The 20,232-nt window shown below is 50.0% G+C and carries 18 protein-coding genes; 14 read left to right on the top strand and 4 right to left on the bottom strand.

Features of this window, described 5'->3' with window-relative positions; translation table 11 throughout:
* The first annotated feature begins 11 nt into the window (after nt 1-11).
* From AWQ21_RS01500 to kaiC, 6 genes are all read left to right on the top strand, one after another.
* On the top strand, nt 12-1,190 hold the full coding sequence (locus AWQ21_RS01500) for an LL-diaminopimelate aminotransferase (protein ID WP_065713017.1): 1,179 nt from the start codon (nt 12-14) through the stop codon (nt 1,188-1,190).
* Entirely contained in the window at nt 1,187-3,889 is a 2,703-nt protein-coding gene (locus AWQ21_RS01495; RefSeq protein WP_065713016.1) for a PEP-utilizing enzyme, read from the top strand. The genes AWQ21_RS01500 and AWQ21_RS01495 overlap by 4 nt, the downstream gene beginning before the upstream one ends.
* A 60-nt stretch (nt 3,890-3,949) precedes the next feature.
* A complete protein-coding gene (locus AWQ21_RS01490; protein WP_065715160.1) occupies nt 3,950-5,731 on the top strand; it encodes a glycosyltransferase family 39 protein in 1,782 nt (593 codons plus the stop codon).
* 160 nt (nt 5,732-5,891) lie between these two features.
* Nucleotides 5,892-6,791 (top strand): circadian clock protein KaiA, encoded by a 900-nt coding sequence (locus AWQ21_RS01485; RefSeq protein WP_065713015.1) that lies wholly within the window; start codon nt 5,892-5,894, stop codon nt 6,789-6,791.
* Between the two features lie 66 nt (nt 6,792-6,857).
* Nucleotides 6,858-7,172: a circadian clock protein KaiB gene (gene kaiB, locus AWQ21_RS01480; protein ID WP_030006078.1), complete on the top strand. Its 315-nt coding sequence runs from the start codon at nt 6,858-6,860 to the stop codon at nt 7,170-7,172.
* A gap of 593 nt (nt 7,173-7,765) precedes the next feature.
* A complete protein-coding gene (gene kaiC / locus AWQ21_RS01475; protein ID WP_065713014.1) occupies nt 7,766-9,316 on the top strand; it encodes a circadian clock protein KaiC in 1,551 nt (516 codons plus the stop codon).
* A 118-nt stretch (nt 9,317-9,434) separates the two neighbouring features.
* On the opposite strand, the gene AWQ21_RS01470 is transcribed toward kaiC, so the two are convergent.
* Nucleotides 9,435-10,700 carry an FAD/NAD(P)-binding protein gene (locus AWQ21_RS01470; protein ID WP_065713013.1) on the bottom strand — a complete coding sequence of 422 codons (1,266 nt, stop codon included), beginning with the start codon at nt 10,698-10,700 and terminating at the stop codon, nt 9,435-9,437.
* Between the two features lie 101 nt (nt 10,701-10,801).
* On the opposite strand from AWQ21_RS01470, the gene AWQ21_RS01465 reads away from it, so the two are divergent.
* The 3 genes from AWQ21_RS01465 to AWQ21_RS01455 are packed head-to-tail and all read left to right on the top strand — an operon-like array spanning nt 10,802 to nt 13,238.
* Nucleotides 10,802-11,611: a GTP-binding protein gene (locus AWQ21_RS01465; RefSeq protein ID WP_065713012.1), complete on the top strand. Its 810-nt coding sequence runs from the start codon at nt 10,802-10,804 to the stop codon at nt 11,609-11,611.
* Between the two features lie 57 nt (nt 11,612-11,668).
* Entirely contained in the window at nt 11,669-12,493 is an 825-nt protein-coding gene (locus AWQ21_RS01460) for a metallophosphoesterase (RefSeq protein ID WP_065713011.1), read from the top strand.
* Between the two features lie 4 nt (nt 12,494-12,497).
* The gene (locus AWQ21_RS01455) at nt 12,498-13,238 is read left to right on the top strand and encodes a metallophosphoesterase family protein (RefSeq protein ID WP_065713010.1); all 741 of its coding nucleotides are present in this window, start codon (nt 12,498-12,500) and stop codon (nt 13,236-13,238) included.
* Between the two features lie 94 nt (nt 13,239-13,332).
* On the opposite strand, the gene folE is transcribed toward AWQ21_RS01455, so the two are convergent.
* Both folE and hemB read right to left on the bottom strand, forming a co-directional pair.
* A complete protein-coding gene (gene folE, locus AWQ21_RS01450; protein ID WP_065713009.1) occupies nt 13,333-13,971 on the bottom strand; it encodes a GTP cyclohydrolase I FolE in 639 nt (212 codons plus the stop codon).
* A gap of 116 nt (nt 13,972-14,087) precedes the next feature.
* On the bottom strand, nt 14,088-15,095 hold the full coding sequence (gene hemB / locus AWQ21_RS01445; protein ID WP_198159672.1) for a porphobilinogen synthase: 1,008 nt from the start codon (nt 15,093-15,095) through the stop codon (nt 14,088-14,090).
* Between the two features lie 178 nt (nt 15,096-15,273).
* Here hemB and AWQ21_RS16130 point away from each other — a divergent pair, with 178 nt between their 5' ends.
* Nucleotides 15,274-15,537 carry a hypothetical protein gene (locus AWQ21_RS16130; protein WP_157094683.1) on the top strand — a complete coding sequence of 88 codons (264 nt, stop codon included), beginning with the start codon at nt 15,274-15,276 and terminating at the stop codon, nt 15,535-15,537.
* Between the two features lie 192 nt (nt 15,538-15,729).
* A complete protein-coding gene (locus AWQ21_RS01440) occupies nt 15,730-17,433 on the top strand; it encodes a YdiU family protein (protein WP_065713008.1) in 1,704 nt (567 codons plus the stop codon).
* A 44-nt stretch (nt 17,434-17,477) separates the two neighbouring features.
* On the opposite strand, the gene AWQ21_RS16125 is transcribed toward AWQ21_RS01440, so the two are convergent.
* Nucleotides 17,478-17,675 carry a hypothetical protein gene (locus tag AWQ21_RS16125; protein ID WP_157094682.1) on the bottom strand — a complete coding sequence of 66 codons (198 nt, stop codon included), beginning with the start codon at nt 17,673-17,675 and terminating at the stop codon, nt 17,478-17,480.
* 19 nt (nt 17,676-17,694) lie between these two features.
* Here AWQ21_RS16125 and thrC point away from each other — a divergent pair, with 19 nt between their 5' ends.
* From thrC to AWQ21_RS01425, 3 genes are all read left to right on the top strand, one after another.
* Nucleotides 17,695-19,002, top strand: coding sequence for a threonine synthase (gene thrC / locus AWQ21_RS01435; RefSeq protein WP_065713007.1), 1,308 nt, complete (start codon nt 17,695-17,697; stop codon nt 19,000-19,002).
* 104 nt (nt 19,003-19,106) lie between these two features.
* Nucleotides 19,107-19,382: a MoaD/ThiS family protein gene (locus AWQ21_RS01430; protein WP_012305919.1), complete on the top strand. Its 276-nt coding sequence runs from the start codon at nt 19,107-19,109 to the stop codon at nt 19,380-19,382.
* Nucleotides 19,383-19,652: 270 nt separating this feature from the next.
* Nucleotides 19,653-20,231 (top strand): HPP family protein, encoded by a 579-nt coding sequence (locus tag AWQ21_RS01425; protein WP_065713006.1) that lies wholly within the window; start codon nt 19,653-19,655, stop codon nt 20,229-20,231.
* Nucleotide 20,232 lies beyond the last annotated feature (1 nt).

Genomic DNA, 20,232 nt, shown 5'->3' with positions numbered 1-20,232 from the left:
AATTTGCCCCTATGCATTTTTCCCAGCGGTTATCACGGCTTTCGGCAAATGTGTTTGCAGATATGGACCGGGCCAAAGCCAAGGCGGTGGCGGCGGGTCAGGACTTAATTGATCTGTCCCTCGGCTCTTCTGATCTGCCCGCTTCGGCGATCGCCATGGAAACCATTGCTCAGGCATTAACGGATCCCAAAACCCATGGGTATGTCCTCCACCGCAATACCCAGGCTTTTCGGGAGGCGATCGCCACTTGGTACACCGAGCGTTATGGGGTTGCCGTTGATCCCGACACCGAAGTCTTGGCGTTGATCGGTTCCCAGGAGGGGACGGCCCACCTGCCCCTGGCCTTGCTCGACCCTGGAGACTACGCCCTACTTCCGGATCCGGGCTATCCTTCCTATGCCGGTGGGGTGGCACTAGCGGGTGGCCAAAGCTACTTTATGCCCCTCACCGCCGAGCATCATTTTCTGCCAAAATTTACAGCGATCCCCCAGGATATCTTGGCGCAAAGTCGCTTGATGATTCTGAGCTATCCCCATAATCCCACCACAGCCACGGCAACCCTTGATTTTTTCCGGGAAGCGGTGGCGTTTTGTCAGGCCCATGATCTGGCGTTGATTCATGATTTTCCCTACAACGACATCTATTTTGCTGGGGAAACGGCGCCATCATCGGTATTACAGGCGGATCGAGAAAAAACCTGTAGCATTGAATTTTTTACCTTTTCGAAGTCCTTTAACATGGGGGGCTTTCGCATTGCCTTTGCGGTGGGAAATGCCCAACTGATCGCGGCCCTACGCCAAATTAAGGCGGTGGTTGATTTTAACCAATACCAAGGCATTCTCAGCGGGGCGATCGCCGCTCTGCAACGGGATCAAGCCACCGTAACGGAGAATGTGCGCGTTTACCAAGCCCGTCGCGATGCCCTTGTCGAAGCCCTTAATGACCACGGTTGGTCTGTGCCCAAGCCTGCAGCTACCCTCTATGTGTGGGCCAAGTTGCCAGAGTCTTGGTCGGGGACTTCTTTGGAATTTTGTACCCAATTGGTCGCCCAAACCGGAATTGCCCTGTCGCCAGGATCAGGGTTTGGTAAAACAGGGGAGGGGTATGTTCGTTTTGCCCTCGTTCAGGAACCAACGGTACTGCGGGAAGCCGTGCGCCGGATCCAAACTTTCCTTTCTCCACAACCATGACATTGACGCAGGTCTGGGGTTGTCTACTCATTTTTACTTTAATCCCAATCCTCGGTGCATTTTGTATTTTGCCCTGGGGCGATCGCCATCCCTTTAGACAACTGTCGGGGGATTGTCTCCTGGGGATGATTGTGGTGCTCTTTACTCGGTATTTTTTCCCATACCAGTCCCCCTGGGAACTCATTAGTCTGTTGGCCTTGATGATGGGCCGCTATTGGCGCACCCAAGACCTAGCTTTTGCGGCGGTGTGGGGCGGTTTGTTACTCCACGATTGGCAGATTACGCCCATTGTTAGTTTTATTGGGCTGGTAGGCCTGACGGTATTTCGACAAATTCGCCTGGGCATCTGGGCCGTTTTGACCTTGATTTTTGTGGCCCTGACGATCCGCCACGGTGCGGTGCCGGGCTATTGGGTGACGGCGATCGCCCTGGGGGGACTCCTGGGCTGGTTAAGTCAACGGGCACCGAGTAGTCGACAAGTTTGGCAAATCTTTCGGCCTGAATATGGCTTTCTCTCCCTCGACCAACGCCTCAGTAGCCCCCAAGTGGGTCAGGATGCGGCGACCCTCAGTCAATTAAAATATTTGGGTTATCCCGTTTTGCCGGGGTGGGTGCTCAAACCAGGGGATGATTTTAAACGACTGGTTGATTTACTCAAGCCCAGTGGCGATCGCCCCTATATGGTGCGTCTCTCCAGCGAAAAAATTCCCCCATCCTTCCAAATTCCCACGGAGCAACTCACCACCCCAGAAGCCTTAGAAGTTGCCCTGGTGAATGGCTTTAGTCAAACGGCAGTGGGAAAACAAGCCCTGCTAGTACAAGCCCAACCGTCTGTGCAATGGTCTGGCATTACCTACAGTCGCCCGCCGCTGCCCTACACGCGCCAGGATCCGCTCACGGAAGTTGCCCAGGATTTTATTACGCCGCTCGTGATTGGTGAAGGCCAATTTTTGCTGTACTACGGTCTGGATTCCCCCCAGCCCCTGGGCGGTAAACCCTATACCCACCATCCTCCCCTGGATATTTTGCAGGAAGTGGCCCACCTTAGTCGCCAATTGGAACATCAACAGGGTAGTCCCCAGGCTTTGGAATGGTGTTTTACGGGCCAGGATATTTGGATTTTGCGGGTGCGGCCCATCTATCACCTCCATCCGGTCTGGACGAGGGAAGAGATTGCAAGCCATTTCCCAAAACCCTTGTCGCCTTTGAGCGCCTCCTTATTAGAGGTCACGGCCCCAGGGGCGATCGCCAGTATCTACGATGCCCTGTGGGAAGGGCGTGAAAATCTCCAGAACATCGCGTTAATTTCCCACCATCGGGGGTATAGCTATCTCAATCGCAGCTTTTGGGAGCGGGTCTGTCGCCGGGAAAATTTTGAATTTAGCGACCTCCAATCCCGGCTGGGCTGTCTGCTGTTTGGCCTGCGCCATCCTTTGTTCTGTTACCGCTATTTACGTTGGGATTGGCAATGGTATTCAGAGTTTCAGCAGGAAGCGGATCGCCTTTGTTACCCCCTGCTAAAAACGATCAAAATGATCAGCCGCAATGATCTTTCGACCCTCAGCCTGGCGGACTTGGTGCAGAATGTCGAGCAAATTACAGAGATTCTAGAACTCTTGCTCGGCTATTGGCTCCGGGGTGAAGTGATCCTTTGGCGGCGCCGTTTGACCACGGGACTGGCCTATTTCCTGCCGCCGCTCCCGCCCAAATTTCAAACCCTCAATCAACTGGCCGTGGATATTCGGGGTACCCTCCGCACCACAGGGGAATCGCGCCAGGGAGACGTCGAACCCTTTACACGGGCGGTTTTGTTTGCTCAGTTGGCCGAACTGCCCGATGGGGAACATCTATTTGCTCGCTTAGATCAGTGGCTTAAGGAGTATGGGGACGGGGCAGATTTCCCTTGGGAGTTGGCCCAGCGCCGTTGGCGAGAAGATTCAGGAACGATCCGCCAGCAGTTGACGGGTTTAGTAAATCAGCCGCGCACTGCTATTTCGCCCCCTAGCCTTAACTCAGCCCAACGTCAACTGCAGCAGATCTACGGGCAACAGGAAGCGGTCACGGGTCTCTGTGAAACCTTTTTAGCCCAATTGCGGTGGAATTTTTTGGCGATCGCCCAGATTTGGCAAAACCAAGGCTATTTAGAACAGCCCCAGGATATTTTTTGGCTCAATCTCCCGGAGGTAAAAGCCCTGATCAATGCGCCCCAATCCCAGGAATTCTCCCGTCTCCAGCTCAAAATTCAATATCGGCGATCGCAAATGAATTTGAACCAAGAGCAGGGGCCTCCCCCAGAGATTATCTACGGTCAGCTGACCACGAAAGAAGATGTCTCTAGCAGTTGTTTTTTGCAAAAACTCCAGGGGCAAGCGGTGAGTAGTGGCTCGGTGATTGGCCGTGTCCATCGCTGCCTGCCAGGGGAAAGGGTTTCGTCCTGGAGTCCCAATGATATTTTGGTGACCACCTATATTGATGAACATTTTCTGGAGCGCCTCCGGGAGGTGAGTGGCATTATCACAACCCAGGGGGGAATGCTATCCCAGGGGGCGAGTCTGGCCCGCCAACACCAAATTCCGATGGTTGCCAATGTCGCCATGGCCCTTGAGTTGCTCCAACCGGGTCAATGGGTCCGCCTCGACGGTCGCCTGGGTCAGGTGGAACTTTTAGATCCAGAAGCCCTGTCTACGGATGCGAATTAGTTGCCCACTCGGCAGGTTACAATCGCTGAAGTTTTTTACTTAACATCTTCCAATTCGCCCATGTCGCCCCTTGATTCTGTTCGTCGTTGTTACCAAAGCTATGAGAAATTCCCGAAAACTACAGGGATCATCTCGGCGATCGCCTTGGGTCTCCTGGGGGGACTCGCCTTTTTTTGGCATCTCGGTGCAGTGGGCCTTGTGGATGAAACAGAGCCAATGTTTGCGGATGCTGCTCGCCGGATGCTAGCTACCGGAGATTGGATTACGCCCTATTACAACGATGCCACCCGCTTCGATAAGCCGCCCCTGGTGTATTGGCTGATGGCGATCGCCTACAAAATTGTTGGGGTGAATGCCTGGGGGGCCAGGTTGCCCTCGGCCTTTGCGGCCCTCGGTTTAATGGCCTTAGTCTTTGTGCTGCTGCGTAAATTTGGTTTTGGCACAGCGACGGCAGCCCAAAGTCCTGAAGCCCCGAATACCCAACGCAAACTCTGGCTGGCGGCTTGGATCGGCAGCAGTTTAATTGCTCTAAACTTCCAAACCATTGTCTGGGCGCGGCAGGGGGTCTCCGATATGCTCCTCAATGGCTGCTTTAGTGGGGGCCTGATTTGTTTTTTCTATGGCTATGGCAGCGGCGGGCAGCCCATCAATCGCTGGTTTCCCAATGGCTGGTACATTGCTGCTTACGCTTTGTTTGCCTGTGCGGTGCTGACCAAGGGGCCGGTGGGGATCGTGGTGCCGGGACTGGTGATCATGCTCTTTTTGCTTTATGTCGGCAAGTTTCGCGAGGTACTGCTGGGAGAAGCTAAACCTTTGACTGGGGCATTGATCTTTACGGCGATCGCCTTGCCTTGGTTTGTCCTTGTGACCCTCCGCAATGGCCAAGCGTACATTGATAGTTTTTTTGGTTACCACAATTTTGAGCGATTCACGGGGGTTGTAAATGGCCATGATGCCCCGTGGTATTTTTATTTTCCGGTGGTGTTGGTGGGGTTTTTGCCCTGGTCTGTGTATCTGCCAGCGGCGATCGCCCGACTCAAGTTACACCGTCCGGGCCGCTGGCGTCAGGAAGCGCGATCTGCCCACCTTGCCGTCTTTGCGAGTATTTGGTTTGGGGTGATTTTTGGCTTCTTTACCATCGCCGTCACCAAATTGCCGAGTTACACCATTCCCCTCTTGCCCGCTGCCGCGATCTTAGTGGCGTTGTTTCTCAGCCATGTCATCGAAACGCCCCGGCAACTCTCGGCCGGATTTCGTTGGAGTGCGATCGCCAATGTGGGACTGTTGTTAATTCTCAGTGGCTTTATGATCTATAGCCCCCAAGTGATTGGCTACGATCCTGCAGCCCCTGATCTAGCCACAACCTACGCCCAATCCAATCTCGAATGGTGGGGCTTCGGGATTTGGCTCCTAGGGGCCATCGTGCTGTCGATCTGTGTGTGGCGATCGCGCCTAGGGATTTGGCTTGCCAATGGAGCAATTATGGTCGCTTTTATTGTCCTTATCCTATTCCCTGCCAGTACCCTGTTAGATCAAGCTCGCCAAGCCGGCCTCCGGGAGATTGCCGAGGCCATTACAGCCCAGCAGCGGCCTGGTGAAACAGTGATGATGGTGGGTTTTGAAAAGCCAAGTCTCGTCTTCTACACAGGCCAGGATATTCTTTTTATTGACAATGAAAAAGAAGAAAAACTCGCCGCCATCAATCACACCTTAACCCAGGTCAATCCTTCCTACCTACTGGTGGTGCGGGCATCTACTCGCCCAGAACTTCCGCTGGAGGACAAAACCCTTGATCTCCTCCTGGAAAGATCCCCTTACCAATTGTTGCGGGTACAGGAATAATGCTTGCGCCAAATCTTCGGTAAAATCCCAGCGCATTCTGGCAAGAGATGTTATCGTAGCCCCAAGCAGGCAAAAAATTAAGCTTATCTTTATAATTGTCCCATTATTAAAAGAAAGCTATCCTTTAACTTAAGCTTATTTCGATGTTGGTCGGTCTACTTTGGTTTCTAAACTCTCCCTTTGTCTAGTTACGCCTTCTGGTTTTCAACCTGGAAAAATTGAAGCTCAATTGACAGGCGATCGCTACCAGATCAAGCTCCTTGAGTATGACCAAGAATTCCTGCCATTTCTTGAAGCAAACAAAGAACAAACTGATTGTCTTGTGGCTGTTCAAGCACAGGAAAATCAAGACTATTTTGAGCACTTAACTCAGGGGGGGATTTTACTTCCCTGTGTTTTTCTTGGGCCAACCACCGCCTGTGAAATCTCCCAACAGGTCATCCCCGCGCAACTCTATCATAGTGCTGAAAAATACCTAGATTTTGCTAATCTCGAGAACTTATCTCTGACCATTGACCAGGCGATCGCCCAATTTCTGCACCTCGCTCCTAGCTGCGCCCTGAGCGACAAACCCCAAGATCCCCAGCACAGCGATCCCGACAAAACTCACCAAGCTTTTTTACTGCTACAACAGCGTCGTCTCGCCGAAAAATTACGGGAGCGATTGGGTTACCTTGGCGTTTATTACAAACGTAATCCCAAATATTTTTATCGCAGTCTTTCCCCCGAAGAACAACAAGAATTTCGCGAACAATTTGTCGCCGATTATCGCAATATTGTCCTAAGCTACTTCAGTGGCGATCTCCCCACAAATCAAGCCATTGATCAATTCGTCAATCAAGCCTTTTTTGCTGATGTTTCTGTCTCCTATATTCTCGAAACTCACATGAAGTTAATGGACGAATTCGCTCAACAGCTCAAACTCGAAGGGAGAAGTGAAGAAATTCTCCTTGACTACCGCCTCACCCTCATTGATATCGTCGCCCACTTATGCGAAATGTACCGTCGTTCGATCCCCCGTGAAGATCTACCTTTTGAACTTCTATTTCGGATAGACTAGGATGAAATCATTCCCCTCCGCGACGCCTAGAACCCAACCCTATTTCTCCCCACATCAGCCTTGTCTATGAACCTCCTAAAGAAAACATATGTTTTAAAGCTTTATGTGGCTGGCAATACTCCCAACTCTGTCCGTGCCCTCAAAACCTTAAAAAATATTTTAGAAACTGACTTTAAAGGGGTGTATGCCCTAAAAGTAATTGATGTCCTCCAAAACCCCCAGCTAGCCGAAGAAGATAAGATTTTGGCGACACCAACCCTCTCTAAAGTGCTTCCGCCTCCCGTCCGCAAGATCATCGGTGATCTCTCCGACCGAGAAAAAGTATTGATTGGTCTCGATCTCCTTTATGAAGAGTTTTTAGAACGGGAAGAAGAGCTTTAAGAACAGGAGCACTTTCTATTGACGCTCTCCCCCCAACCCTAGCGGGTATGGTCGGAGATTCCTGTTTCAAAGACTCCTAACTAGATTGAGTTGCCCCAACCCCCGCCAGACCGTCTCCGCAGGCATTTTAATTTAACATCCACGATGCGCCCCACCGCAGACGATGAACAAGTACAAAAACTGTATGTTCAACCTCTTACGCACAAAGTTTCACCCAGAACACGCTTCAGTTCTGGAACCCGATACTTTGTTGTCAAGGTTCAAAAGGGGCACAACTCCCTTGGTGCGTTTCTGCCCTCGGAGTCCGGTTATGGATATCCCGCATGGGTCGCCAACCCTGTGCTTTGTCGAGCGTACCAGGTTGCTCCCTCTGGTCGCCCGTCACTTCACCACTCCCCAAGCCTTTGGCTATGGGCGGAGCACTGCGACGGATTCTGGTAGGATAAAGCCATTTGATTTAGTATATTTCTTCGTCTCATTGGGGTACCAGGCCATGCTGTCCAAAAAGATGGCACTTTAAGCACCTGCTAGCCCTCCATTAGGACAACCTTAGTTGATCTCTTCACTTTTACATTTCCAGTCCCTAAGTCGTAATGAACCAGCCCACCTCCTCTAATAACGGTGCCATCAAAGGCGTCCAAAAAATCCGCACCCTCATCGAAGGTCTTGATGAGATTAGTCATGGTGGTTTACCCTCCGGCAGAACAACCCTAGTGAGTGGGACTTCGGGAACTGGGAAAACATTACTGGCGATTCAGTTTCTCTACCACGGCATCAAGCACTTCGACTATCCAGGGCTTTTTGTCACCTTTGAAGAATCCCCCCGGGATATTATCCAAAACGCCCATAGTTTCGGCTGGGATCTCCAAAGCCTAGTGGATGAAGGCAAGTTGTTTATTCTTGATGCTTCCCCCGATCCCGATGGTCAAGAAGTAGTGGGAAACTTTGATCTCTCTGCTTTGATTGAACGGATTCAATACGCAATTCGTAAATACAATGCCAAGCTCGTTTCTATTGACTCGGTAACGGCAGTATTTCAACAATATGATGCAGCCCCCGTTGTCCGTCGGGAAATTTTCCGTCTGGTCGCGCGGTTAAAGTATCTTGCTGTCACTTCGATCATGACCACGGAGAGATTAGATGAATATGGCCCCGTGGCTCGCTTTGGGGTAGAAGAATTTGTGTCGGATAACGTGATAATCCTGCGGAATGTCCTAGAAGGGGAACGGCGGCGACGCACCATCGAAATCCTCAAGCTACGGGGGACAACCCACATGAAGGGAGAATATCCTTTCACGATCACCAACGATGGGATCAATATTTTCCCACTGGGAGCAATGCGTCTCACCCAGCGGTCTTCCAATGCACGGATTTCGTCTGGGGTGGAAACCCTCGATAAGATGTGTGGCGGCGGCTTCTTTAAGGATTCGATCATCCTGGCCACAGGCGCTACCGGCACAGGCAAGACGTTATTGGTGAGTAAGTTCCTTGAAGAAGGTTGTCGGCGTGGTGAACGGGCGATTCTGTTTGCCTATGAAGAATCCCGGGCGCAGTTATCGCGGAATGCCTCTTCCTGGGGGATCGATTTTGAAGAGATGGAACGGCAAGGATTATTGAAATTGCTCTGTTCCTACCCAGAGTCGGCGGGCCTTGAGGATCACCTACAGATGATTAAGTCAGAAATTTCTGAGTTTAAGCCTTCGCGGATTGCGATCGATTCTTTGTCAGCTTTAGCGCGGGGGGTGACCAATAATGCCTTCCGGCAATTTGTGATTGGGGTGACAGGTTACGCGAAACAGGAAGAGATTACGGGCTTTTTCACCAATACGACCGACCAATTTATGGGCGCCCACTCGATTACGGAATCCCATATCTCAACGATCACAGACACGATTTTGATGTTGCAGTACGTAGAAATTCGCGGCGAGATGTCTCGGGCGATCAACGTCTTTAAGATGCGGGGTTCCTGGCACGATAAGGGGATTCGAGAATACACCATCAGCGAAGGTGGTGCAATGATTAAGGACTCTTTCCGGAACTATGAACGGATCATCAGTGGTTCGCCGACGCGGATTGCGGTGGATGAAAAGTCGGAACTGTCGCGGATTATGCGGGGTGTACAGGATAAAACTTTGCCGGAGTAACCCCCTCTGCCTGACGGCATCTCCCCCAGGGGAGAATGTTTTGGGGAGAAAAAGGGGCGATCGCCTTTTAGGTACAGCCACAATCTCCATACTTGATAACATCGGACTTGGAGAGATTTTAGGCGCTGATCCCAGAGCAGGCATTCATGTGATAAATTCGCTGCAGACTGGATTTGGTTAGGGCGGGGACGAGGCGATCGCAAGCCAGGCGCGCCCCAGAAATATTACGGGCCGTGGGGCCAAGTTGGAGGGCGGCCAATCCTCCCATGAGGAACAGATCACAGCCTTGCCAGCGTAAATATTCATCTAAAATCGGCAGACCGTTCATGATCGGTTGGGGATAGTGCTCCATCACCGGTGTGAGCAGGGGTTCGGCGGTGACATCAAAACGACTTCCCGTTGCCAACCAGAGGCGATCGCCCTGAAGAATTTCGCCATTGTCACAGTGCAGTTGCCAATGATTGCCTTGCCAATGGGCCGCTTGAATTTGACAGTTTGGCTTGAGGATAATGGTGCCTTGGCGTTCGGCGCGGCGGAGCTGGGTCATTACTGCAGGTGTGAGGGAACCACCATTGCGGGCTGCCAGAATCATTTGGTGGCGTTTTTGCCAATCGGTCTCGGCGTGAAATCCCTTGAGATATTTTGGCCCTAACCAACCCGCATCGGCATCAAACAGTTTTTCCTGGAAAGGACGACGGGCAATGATCGTCACTTGGGCCTGGCGGGCGATCGCCCCCAATGCGAGATGACCTGTGGAGAGACCACCGCCGACAATGACAATTTTTTCATCTTTAAGCTGTAATCCCCGTAAATCAACATGATCACTATGACAAAGACGATCAGATGGGTAGGTCTCTTCGAGCTGTTCCAGCCAATTGGGTAACTGCCGTTGGGTTTGATTTGTTGCTAAAACAACCCGCTTCGCTTGCCATTGTTGACCATTATCGAGGCTTAAACAAAATTTGTGTTGGCCCTGTTGGGGCGGCATCAAATCGGTGACTGTGGCGGCAATTAGTCTTTGGTCTAATTGAAATTCGGCGATCGCCTTTTGGCAAAAATCTGCAAACAGCTGGGTACCCGGCAAATCGTAGGGCGGAAAAAGCTCGTTGGGGCGTCCCTCGGCAAATCTGCGTAATGCAAAAGGATTTGGGTGGGGATGGTGCACCGCAGGCGATCGCAAATGGGGAATCTCCTGAGCGGCAAACTGGTGAGACCAGCGGGCCAGCCAACGACCATGGGGATCAAAAACAACGATGCGCTTGCGCCACTGGGGACGCTTTTTCAAAAGGTGCAGCACTAGGGTCAGGGCCTGGATACCTGCACCAACAATTGCGATATCACATTGCTGTACGGTCTTGACGGAAATTACTGGGGGGATAGACATTTTCACGATCTTAAACAAGAATGATAATTATTATCAAAATAGTGATGATAGCAAATCACCGAAACAAGCGCTGGCCTGTCCGCTAGCAGGAAGAAAACACAATGATCGATTGGACAAAAACAGCTATCGTGGCGATCGCCGGTCTGGCGGGCTCCGGAAAAACCCAGTGGCTCCGGCAGCAATTCCAGGGAAAAACAGTGCCTGTCACCTATTTCTCACCCCGGACAGTGGACTGTGCCATTGATCGCCATTGTCTTGCCCTTGAGTTTCCCCATTGGCAGTTTTTAGAAGAAGGACAGGAAATTGAACTGATCCGCGCCGTAGAGCAGGGGGCGATCGCCATTTTAGAGCTTGGTTTCTATGTGGCCTTAGCGTCCGGGGAAGAGTTGTTAAAAGCGTTAGAAGCAGCTGGTTTTCCCTGTCAGCGCTTGGCTTTTGTGTCTGAGCAGATCGCCAGTTCCCCTTGGCATGATTGGGCGGATCAAGTGATTGAAGTGCCCCTACCGCTACCGACCCATGAAATTCAGGTGTGGCGATCGCCTCTGAGGGGTCAAGTCTTTGATCCGGCGAGTCTGAATATTTTTTGGGATGAACTCACCACCGGCGCCTATGGCCAGATCCAGCGGGCGAAGGGCATTGTTGAAATTGTGGATGGCCGGGCTTTTTATCTCGACTATGTGGCAGGGATGGCGGACAGTCTCTACCGTGAGCTGCCCTGTGAACCTTGGCTGGAGGGTAGACCCGAACGATTCAGCGGCCTAGAAGTGATCGGCACTCAACTGAATGAGAAACAAATAGCAGATACTATCTTGGACTGTTGTCTCAACGATGAATTATTGGCTTATTACCAAGGGCAAATACGGCAACAACGGCAGCAATCTGACCTAGAACAGCAATATGCCTATACCTAAAATCAAGCTCTCACCTAATTTAGTTGCCTAGAAAATTAGCATAAATCTCTAAAAACTATGAAAATAGCCGTTATTTCCTGTATTCACGGGAATTATGAAGCCCTGACTACGGTGCTCAAGGACATTGACAGCCAAAATGTAGACCAGATCTATTGTTTAGGAGATTTGGTCGGCTATGGCCCCTACCCCAATGAGGTGGTGACCCTCGTGCGATCGCTAGATATTCCCACCGTCCAAGGCTGCTGGGATGAAGATATTGTTGATGGTTTAAATGCCTGTGAGTGTAGTTATCCATCATTGCTCGCAGAAAAGCGGGGTAAGGTTGCCCACCAATGGACAGATCAAGAAATTCACCCGGAAACCCGTGCTTATCTAGCCCAATTACCCAAAGTGCTCAAGCAAGATCAACTGGCCTTTACCCACGGCAGTCCCCAAAGTCAGCATGAATATTTACTGCCAGAACTGGATGGTTTCCTAGCCCTAGAGCGGGTTTTGAGCACGGGGGCCGATATTCTATTTTGTGGCCATACCCATGTTCCCTATGTGCGCACCCTTAAGCAGCATTCGCTAACATTTTCTGTGCGCACTAATTCTGGAAAGGCGATCGCCCCGGAGCAGGAATTTACTGCCCCCGTCAAGCGCATTGTCAATGCCGGATCTGTTGGTGAGCCACGCCATGGCCGTCCCAATGCCACCTATGTCATCTACGATGGCGATCGCGAGCAGGTGACGTTACAGGAAGTAGAATACGACTACCACAAAACCTGCACTGCCATTGTCGAGAAAGGATTACCACCGATTTTTGCCTGGCGCCTAGCCCAGGGCATGGAATTTGCCGAACGGGCCGACGATCCAAGTCACCTTTGTGAACGGGGGGTATAAGACCATGGTGCAATGGGCCATTTTAAGCGGTATCGAAGGGAATTTAACGGCCTATGAAGCGGTGCTGCAAGATATTCGGCGGCAAACCCCCAAAGTTACGGAGCTATATATTTTAGGCGACCTGATTGATGGAACCCCTGAAGGCAATGCGGTTGTAGACCGCATTCGCAACCCCAAAAAAGGAGAACTGATTCCCCAGGTCTGTAAAGGCGCCTGGGAAGAACAATGTTTAATTGTGCGGGGGCTCGCGGCGGAACCCGAAGCAAATCCTTTTCTCACAGAAAAAGGCGGTGCCATTCTCAAGCAACTTTGGGATCATATCCCCCTAGAAACGGTGGAATGGTTTCGGCAGCTCCATTTCGGCTTTGCAGAACTAGATTGTCTTTTACTCCATGGCAGTAGTCTGACGGTGTTTGAAGCCCTCACACCGGATATCTCCCCTTTGGTTTTGTTGGATCGCCTGTCCCGCACCGGGAGCAATCGTCTTTTTTGTGGGCGATCGGGTCAAACCTTTCAGTATCAAGTGAGCCAAGGAAAATTAGCGGCCACAGTTACCACCATTGACCAGGCTGCTGTCAATCAGGATTACACCATTGGTGACCCTGCTGGCACTGCCGCCCGTTTGATTGTTGGCGTTGGCAATGTGGGTCGAATCCCAAAGCAAGCCACCTACACCCTCTACAATCCCAATACAGACCAAGTCACCTTTCGGACAGTGCGTTATGGTAGAGCGGGATTTGGTTGATTTTTTGCCCTCTAATAGCAAAATTTCCCCCTTAATTTCCTTATTTTGACGATTTAGGGGGATTTTTTTAGATTCTCAGGGGAATCAATATTTTCTAATGGAACGAAGGACGATGGCGAATTAATTCCATGAATTCTTGGCGAGTGGCGTCATTGTCGGCAAATATGCCCTGCATTGAACTGGTTACTGTCCAAGAGCCTGGTTTCTCGACCCCACGCATCACCATGCACATGTGGGTTGCCTCAACCACAACGGCGACTCCCTGGGGTTGTAATAATCCGTGTAGGGCATCGGCAATTTGTTGGGTTAAGCGTTCTTGTACCTGTAAACGGCGGGCATACATTTCACAAATACGGGCAATTTTGGATAGACCAATCACCTTGCCATTCGGAATATAAGCCACGTGGGCGCGGCCTAGAATTGGCAAAATATGGTGTTCGCAAGAGCTAAATAGATCAATATCTCGCACTAAGACCATTTCATTGGTATTTTCATGAAACACGGCCCCATTGAGGAGTTCATCAAGGGATTGATGGTAGCCAGATGTCAAAAATTTAAGGGCTTTGACCAATCGTTTCGGCGTATCGCGTAATCCTTCACGATCTGGATCTTCGCCTAATCCCAGCAACAAAGTGCGTACGGCTGCTTGCATCTCAGCCTCTGAAACCGGCGGTTTAATTTCGGTACTAATGGCTTGTTGGCGAATATCGGTTAATGCAGTGGGTAAATTCATGGAATCAAGTTCTATTGCTTAATTGTTGACAGGTTTAGGAAAGGCGATCGCCCTGCAAGTTTTATGCTGCAATGTGCTGAATGATTAACGGTTCTAGGAAGGGGAAAGATCAGCAATTACATTTGCCGTAGAGCAATGGCTGCTTCCTTAGCGAAATAGGTCAAAATCAAGTCAGCCCCGGCCCGTTTCATGCTGGTCAAGGTTTCTAGCATGACGGTTTGTTCATCCAGCCAACCCCGTTGGGCTGCCGCTTTGACCATGGCATATTCCCCACTGACGTTGTAGGCGGCGACGGGTAAATTTGTCCGTTGTTTGATGCGACAAATAATATCCAGATAGGCCAAAGCTGGCTTGACCATCACAATGTCAGCCCCTTCGAGAATGTCTAATTCCACTTCCTTGAGAGCTTCTTGAGCGTTAGCCGGATCCATTTGGTAGGTTTTTTTGTCCCCAAATTTAGGGGCTGAATCTAGGGCATCCCGAAATGGCCCATAGTAGGCGGATGCATATTTAGCGGCATAGGCGAGAATACCTACATGAATCCAGCCTGCGGCATCGAGGGCGCGACGAATCTCGCCGACTCGACCATCCATCATGTCTGATGGTGCCACAAAATCAGCCCCTGCCTCTGCATGCACTAGGGCTTGCTTGACCAGTACGGCCACCGTTTCATCGTTGAGGATTTCTCCGTCTTTGACAATACCGTCATGGCCTTCACTGCTATAGGGATCAAGGGCGACATCTGTGATGACGACCATGTCGGGCAAGGCTTCTTTGATCGCCCGGACAGTTCGAGGAATTAACCCGGCTGGATTATAGCTTTCGGTTCCTGCGTTGTCTTTTTGGGGATCAGGAATGAGTGGGAAAAGGGCGATCGCCCCAATGCCAAGGCCATGAACCGTCATTACTTCGGCTAATAGCAAATCCAAGGAATAACGAAAACAACCAGGCATCGAAGGGATTTCCTCTTTTTTCCCTTCACCCTCCATGACAAACAGCGGATAAATAAAATCATTCACCGTCAAGGTTGTTTCACACACCATGCGGCGTAAGGCCGGTGTCCGACGCAATCGACGCAGCCGATATGTTGCCGGCTCAACAGGGGGTGTGGATTCAGCAGGCATGTCTAAAGTGGAAGCCCATGGAGGCTCTGGGCGAGATGATGACATTGATTTAGTAAGAACGATAATCATTCTCGAATATTTTACACTACTCGTTTAAAACTTGAGCTGTGACTTTTTGCGGAACAGAAGAATCAACAATGGATCCATTGAGTTTTGGTACTTCCTGAATGAGCCTGTTTTGGTCGGCCAGGACTGGGAACGTCCTAGGGCATTAAGACGGGCGATCGCCGCCCACGAAACCCAGATCGCTAAACATGAGAGTCAAATCCATGCCCATGGGCTCACGAGCGACGCCCATAAAAACAAAGCAGTCCATGCCGAACATGTAGCGCACCATCAAGCTCACGGCGACGTTGCCCAGCAGCATAAACAACTCCGGGAACGACATGAAACCATTTACCGTAAGCTCTCTGGGCTACTTGATATGCCGAACAAACAGTGAATCTATCGCCTATCGGTGAGCCTTTTCCCGTTCTTGCCGCAATGGTGCTGAACTCCCTGTCGCCTTTGCGGTGGGGTTATCCATGGGAGAGCCGATCTGTTACATATTGAATGTGCTAGCCTCTACAAATAGTTTCCGTAAAATCCCCAACTAACCATCGATTTCTCCCACAAATACGGGTTACGAACAACAATGTCATATCCCTCTCAACTTTCTGCTGAACCCTATGTCACGACTTTCGATGAGTTTGCACGCTTGGTGGATTACTCCTTGATGGACACCTTAAATGCTGATCCCGATGCTACGGTCGATGGCGAAGATCGCCGTCCCCGGCAAGTTTTTTCGGGTCATTTCGTCCCTGTAAAACCAACACCCCTGGCAGAGCCAGACTATGTCGCCCATAGCAGCACTTTTTTTAAGGAACTTGGGTTGAGTGATGGGTTAGTTTTTGACGAAAAATTTCGCCAGCTATTTTCCGGTGATATCTCCGCTGCCCAGGAGCCCATGCAACCCTTTGGTTGGGCAACGGGTTATGCCCTGTCCATTTATGGCACTGAATATACTCAACAATGCCCCTTTGGTACGGGGAATGGTTATGGTGATGGTCGAGCGATCTCCGTATTTGAAGGGATCATCAATGGCGATCGCTGGGAAATGCAATTAAAAGGCGGTGGGCCAACACCTTATTGCCGTGGTGCCGATGGTCGCGCCGTTTTACGCTCAAGTGTGCGAGAATTTCTCGCCCAAGAATATATGTACGCTTTAGGGGTTCCCACATCACGCTCTTTGACCCTGTACGTTTCCAAATCCGAAACTGTCACTCGTCCTTGGTATGCCCCAGGCTCCGACTCCTTTAACCCTGATATTTTGGTGGACAATCCTGTTGCTATTTCCACTCGCGTGGCACCATCCTTCTTGCGCGTTGGCCAGCTGGAGTTATTTGCTCGCCGCACCCGTAGTTGTGCCCATCCAAAAGCACGAGAAGAGTTGGCAATGATTGTTTCCCATTTAATTGAGCGAGAATACAAAAACGAAATTAATCAAAACCTGGCATTTGCGGATCAATTGGTTGAACTGATCAAGCTATTTCGCCAGCGTCTCACGACCCTAGTAGCCAATTGGCTACGGGTTGGTTATTGTCAAGGGAATTTCAACAGTGATAACTGCGCTGCCGGTGGCTTTACCCTCGATTATGGCCCTTTCGGATTTTGTGAAGTTTTTGACCCTGAGTTTCAACCTTGGACTGGCGGCGGTCAACACTTTTCATTTTTCAATCAACCCGTCGCCGCAGAAGCCAATTTTCATATGTTCTGGGCAGCTGTCAGACTATTACTGGAACAGGATGCTGAAGCCTTAGAACAGTTCGACCAAGTACGCCGTGGCTTTGCCGAAGCCATGCAAAAACAAATCCAAAAAATGTGGGCTGCCAAACTTGGTTTACCGGACTACAACCCAGAGCTAGTCCAACAGTTAATGCAGTTGATGACCGACTCAGTCGTAGATTACACCATTTTCTTCCGTGAGTTGTCCCACATACCAGACGATATTTCAGCCTTGAAAAAGGGCTTCTACGTTCCAACTTCACCACAACTCGATGGGCAATGGCAATTGTGGCTCACAAGCTGGCGTAACCTCGTCCTTCAGGATGGGGATTTGGCTGAGATATCAACAAAAATGAAACAGACTAACCCAAAATACACATGGCGAGAGTGGTTAGTTGTTCCCGCCTATCAACAAGCCATGCAGGGTGACTATGCATTAGTTAGAGAATTGCAAGAAGTGTTTAGCCATCCCTATGACGAGCAATCAAAGGAAGTAGAAGATAAATACTATCGCCTAAAACCCAACGCATTTTTTAATACTGGTGGCGTGTCGCACTATAGCTGTTCATCTTGATATTTAAAGACAATTTAATCCTGGAGTCAGGTTTCTTGACCTGTCTAAAGAGAAATCGTGTGGGCAAATTTTAGTTTTTTAACGTGAGTTTGGGTTAAAACTAAGCCCTCATCTCTTTTTTGGTAGGCCTCTTTTTTGTGCATGGTCGACAAAGCTTCAATCCCGACTATTTTTATCGGGTATGATTGACGACGGTTTTGGAACTGTTTAAGATGACTTTCAATTAAGCATTCAGCATTCATGGAAACGGAGAAAACCCTAATGACTCAAGTAACCCTTGATACCGCCGTCGCCTCCCTCGACACCGCCAACTTCACCGCCCTTGCCTGTAAGGAATGTGGCGCTGAGTACGAACCCAAAGCCCTCCACGTATGTGAATTTTGCTTTGGCCCCCTCGAAGTGAAGTATGACTACGACAAAATTGCCAGCAAAGTAAGCCGCGAAAGCATCGAAGCTGGCCCCAAGTCGATTTGGCGGTACAAAGAATTTTTGCCCGTTGCTGGGGATCCCATTGATGTGGGCACTGGCTTTACCCCTCTTCTCAAGGCGAACCGTTTGGCTCGTCGTCTCGGCATCAAGGAGCTTTACATTAAAAACGATGCGGTGAATATGCCCACCTTGAGCTTCAAGGACCGGGTGGTATCCGTGGCCCTAACCCGCGCCCGCGAATTGGGGTTCTCTACCGTTTCCTGTGCCAGTACCGGAAATCTGGCAAACTCCACAGCGGCGATCGCCGCCCATGCTGGATTAGACTGTTGTGTCTTTATCCCTTCTGATCTTGAAGCCGGCAAAGTCCTCGGCACGCTGATCTACAACCCCATCCTGATGGCTGTTCACGGTAACTACGACCAGGTGAATCGCCTTTGTTCTGAAGTGGCCAACTCCCACGGTTGGGGCTTTGTAAATATCAACCTCCGCCCCTACTACTCCGAAGGCTCCAAAACCCTCGGCTACGAAGTCATCGAACAACTTGGTTGGGAACTCCCCGACCACGTGGTTGCCCCCCTGGCTTCCGGTTCCCTGTTTACGAAGATCTACAAAGGCTTTAATGAATTCGTCAAAGTCGGTTTGGTAGAAGATAAAGCCGTCCGCTTCAGTGGTGCCCAAGCCGAAGGTTGCTCCCCCATTTCCCAAGCCTACAAAGAAGGCCGTGATTTTATTACCCCCGTTAAGCCCAATACGATTGCTAAATCCATTGCGATTGGGAATCCCGCCGACGGTGTCTACGCTGTGGAAATTGCGAATAAGACCAACGGCAACATCGAAGATGTCAATGACACAGAGATCGTTGAAGGCATCAAGCTCCTCGCCGAAACAGAAGGGATCTTCACCGAAACCGCTGGCGGCACCACCATTGCTGTCCTGAAGAAACTGGTAGAAGCAGGCAAAATTAACCCCGATGAAAAGACCGTTGTCTACATCACTGGGAACGGACTCAAAACCCAAGAAGCCGTACAAAATGCGGCTGGTGAACCCCTCACCATTGAGGCAAACCTTGAAGCCTTCGAGCAAGCGCTAGAAAGAGCCCGCACCCTTGAGCGTCTAGAGTGGCAGCAAACTTTGGTATAGTTGCTGTTCTAAATTGGGTCTGTTCTCATTGTCACTGCACAGTAGATCCGACCCAATATCTGTCCATTATCGTTTAGTTATTAGAAAAATTTGTCTGACTCAAAATGGCAATTAAAGTTTTAGTTCCAACTCCCCTCCAAAAGTTTACGAAGGATCAACCCACCGTTGAATGTGCTGGTTCTTCTATTAAAGAATTGCTCGACTCTCTAGAAGCAAACTGCCCCGGCATTAAGGCGCGCCTCTGTGATGAACAGGGCAATCCTCGACGCTTTTTAAACCTCTACGTCAATGAAGAAGATATCCGTTTTCTGAACGGTGTCGATACTGCTCTAAATGACGGTGATGAGGTCAGCATTGTGCCTGCTGTAGCAGGGGGCTAGAGTTTCGAGTAATAACCATGAATGCTTTTGTACGGGGGAAGAATACTTCCCTCGTTTTTTTGTTTTTTTGCTTAAAACAGCCTATGGAGATGACTCAATAGCAGTGATTTTTAGCCAGAATTTTTTGTCTTTTCATAAGTAAATATTGCCCTTGGAATTACAAATAGATCTCACAGGAAAGCCACCGATGCGAAAACATCATGATAAATTTAATTTATTACATTAAGCGAATGAAATCCATCAATTCTATCGATATCAATTGAAATTTCTATGTCATCATCTCCTCGGCGGGCATCTATTCGATTAAAAAAACGTTCTAATACAGCAATTTTGAGGCGGTGGCGACGCAAATTTTATACGCTGCAACAGAGTCGCAGACATCAGCCCAGCTTTTCTCGACAACAGATTGGTCTTTCTTTTTTAGGCAGTTTTATTGGTATTTCGACCCTTGCTTATATCTCGCTTTATAGTTCTTATCCTTTGATTGCGGCTCCTTTTGGGGCAACGGCAGTGCTGGTATTTGGGGTACCGGATAGTCCTTTGGCCCAGCCCCGCAATGTGATCGTGGGTAACATGATTGGGGCCTGCAGTTGTGTGGTGTTATTTCATTTGTTTGGGGATGCTCCCTGGGTTATGGGTTTGGCGGTTGCGGTAACGATTAAGTTGATGCAATTAACCCGAACAGTGCATCCGCCTTCGGGGGCCGTGGCCTTAATTGGTATTTTGAGCCATGCCTCCTGGCAATTTATTTTGACGCCTGCTTTATGCGGTTCTGTACTGATTGTGTGGTTGACGGTGATTTTTAGCCGTATAGTTCCGGGACGCTCCTATCCAAAGCATTGGCTTTAAC

Source organism: Picosynechococcus sp. PCC 7003 (assembly GCF_001693255.1).
Classification (GTDB): Bacteria; Cyanobacteriota; Cyanobacteriia; order Cyanobacteriales; family MRBY01; genus MRBY01.
The sequence above is the reverse complement of the archived record's forward strand: the minus strand, read 5'-3'. Positions and strand labels throughout refer to the sequence as shown.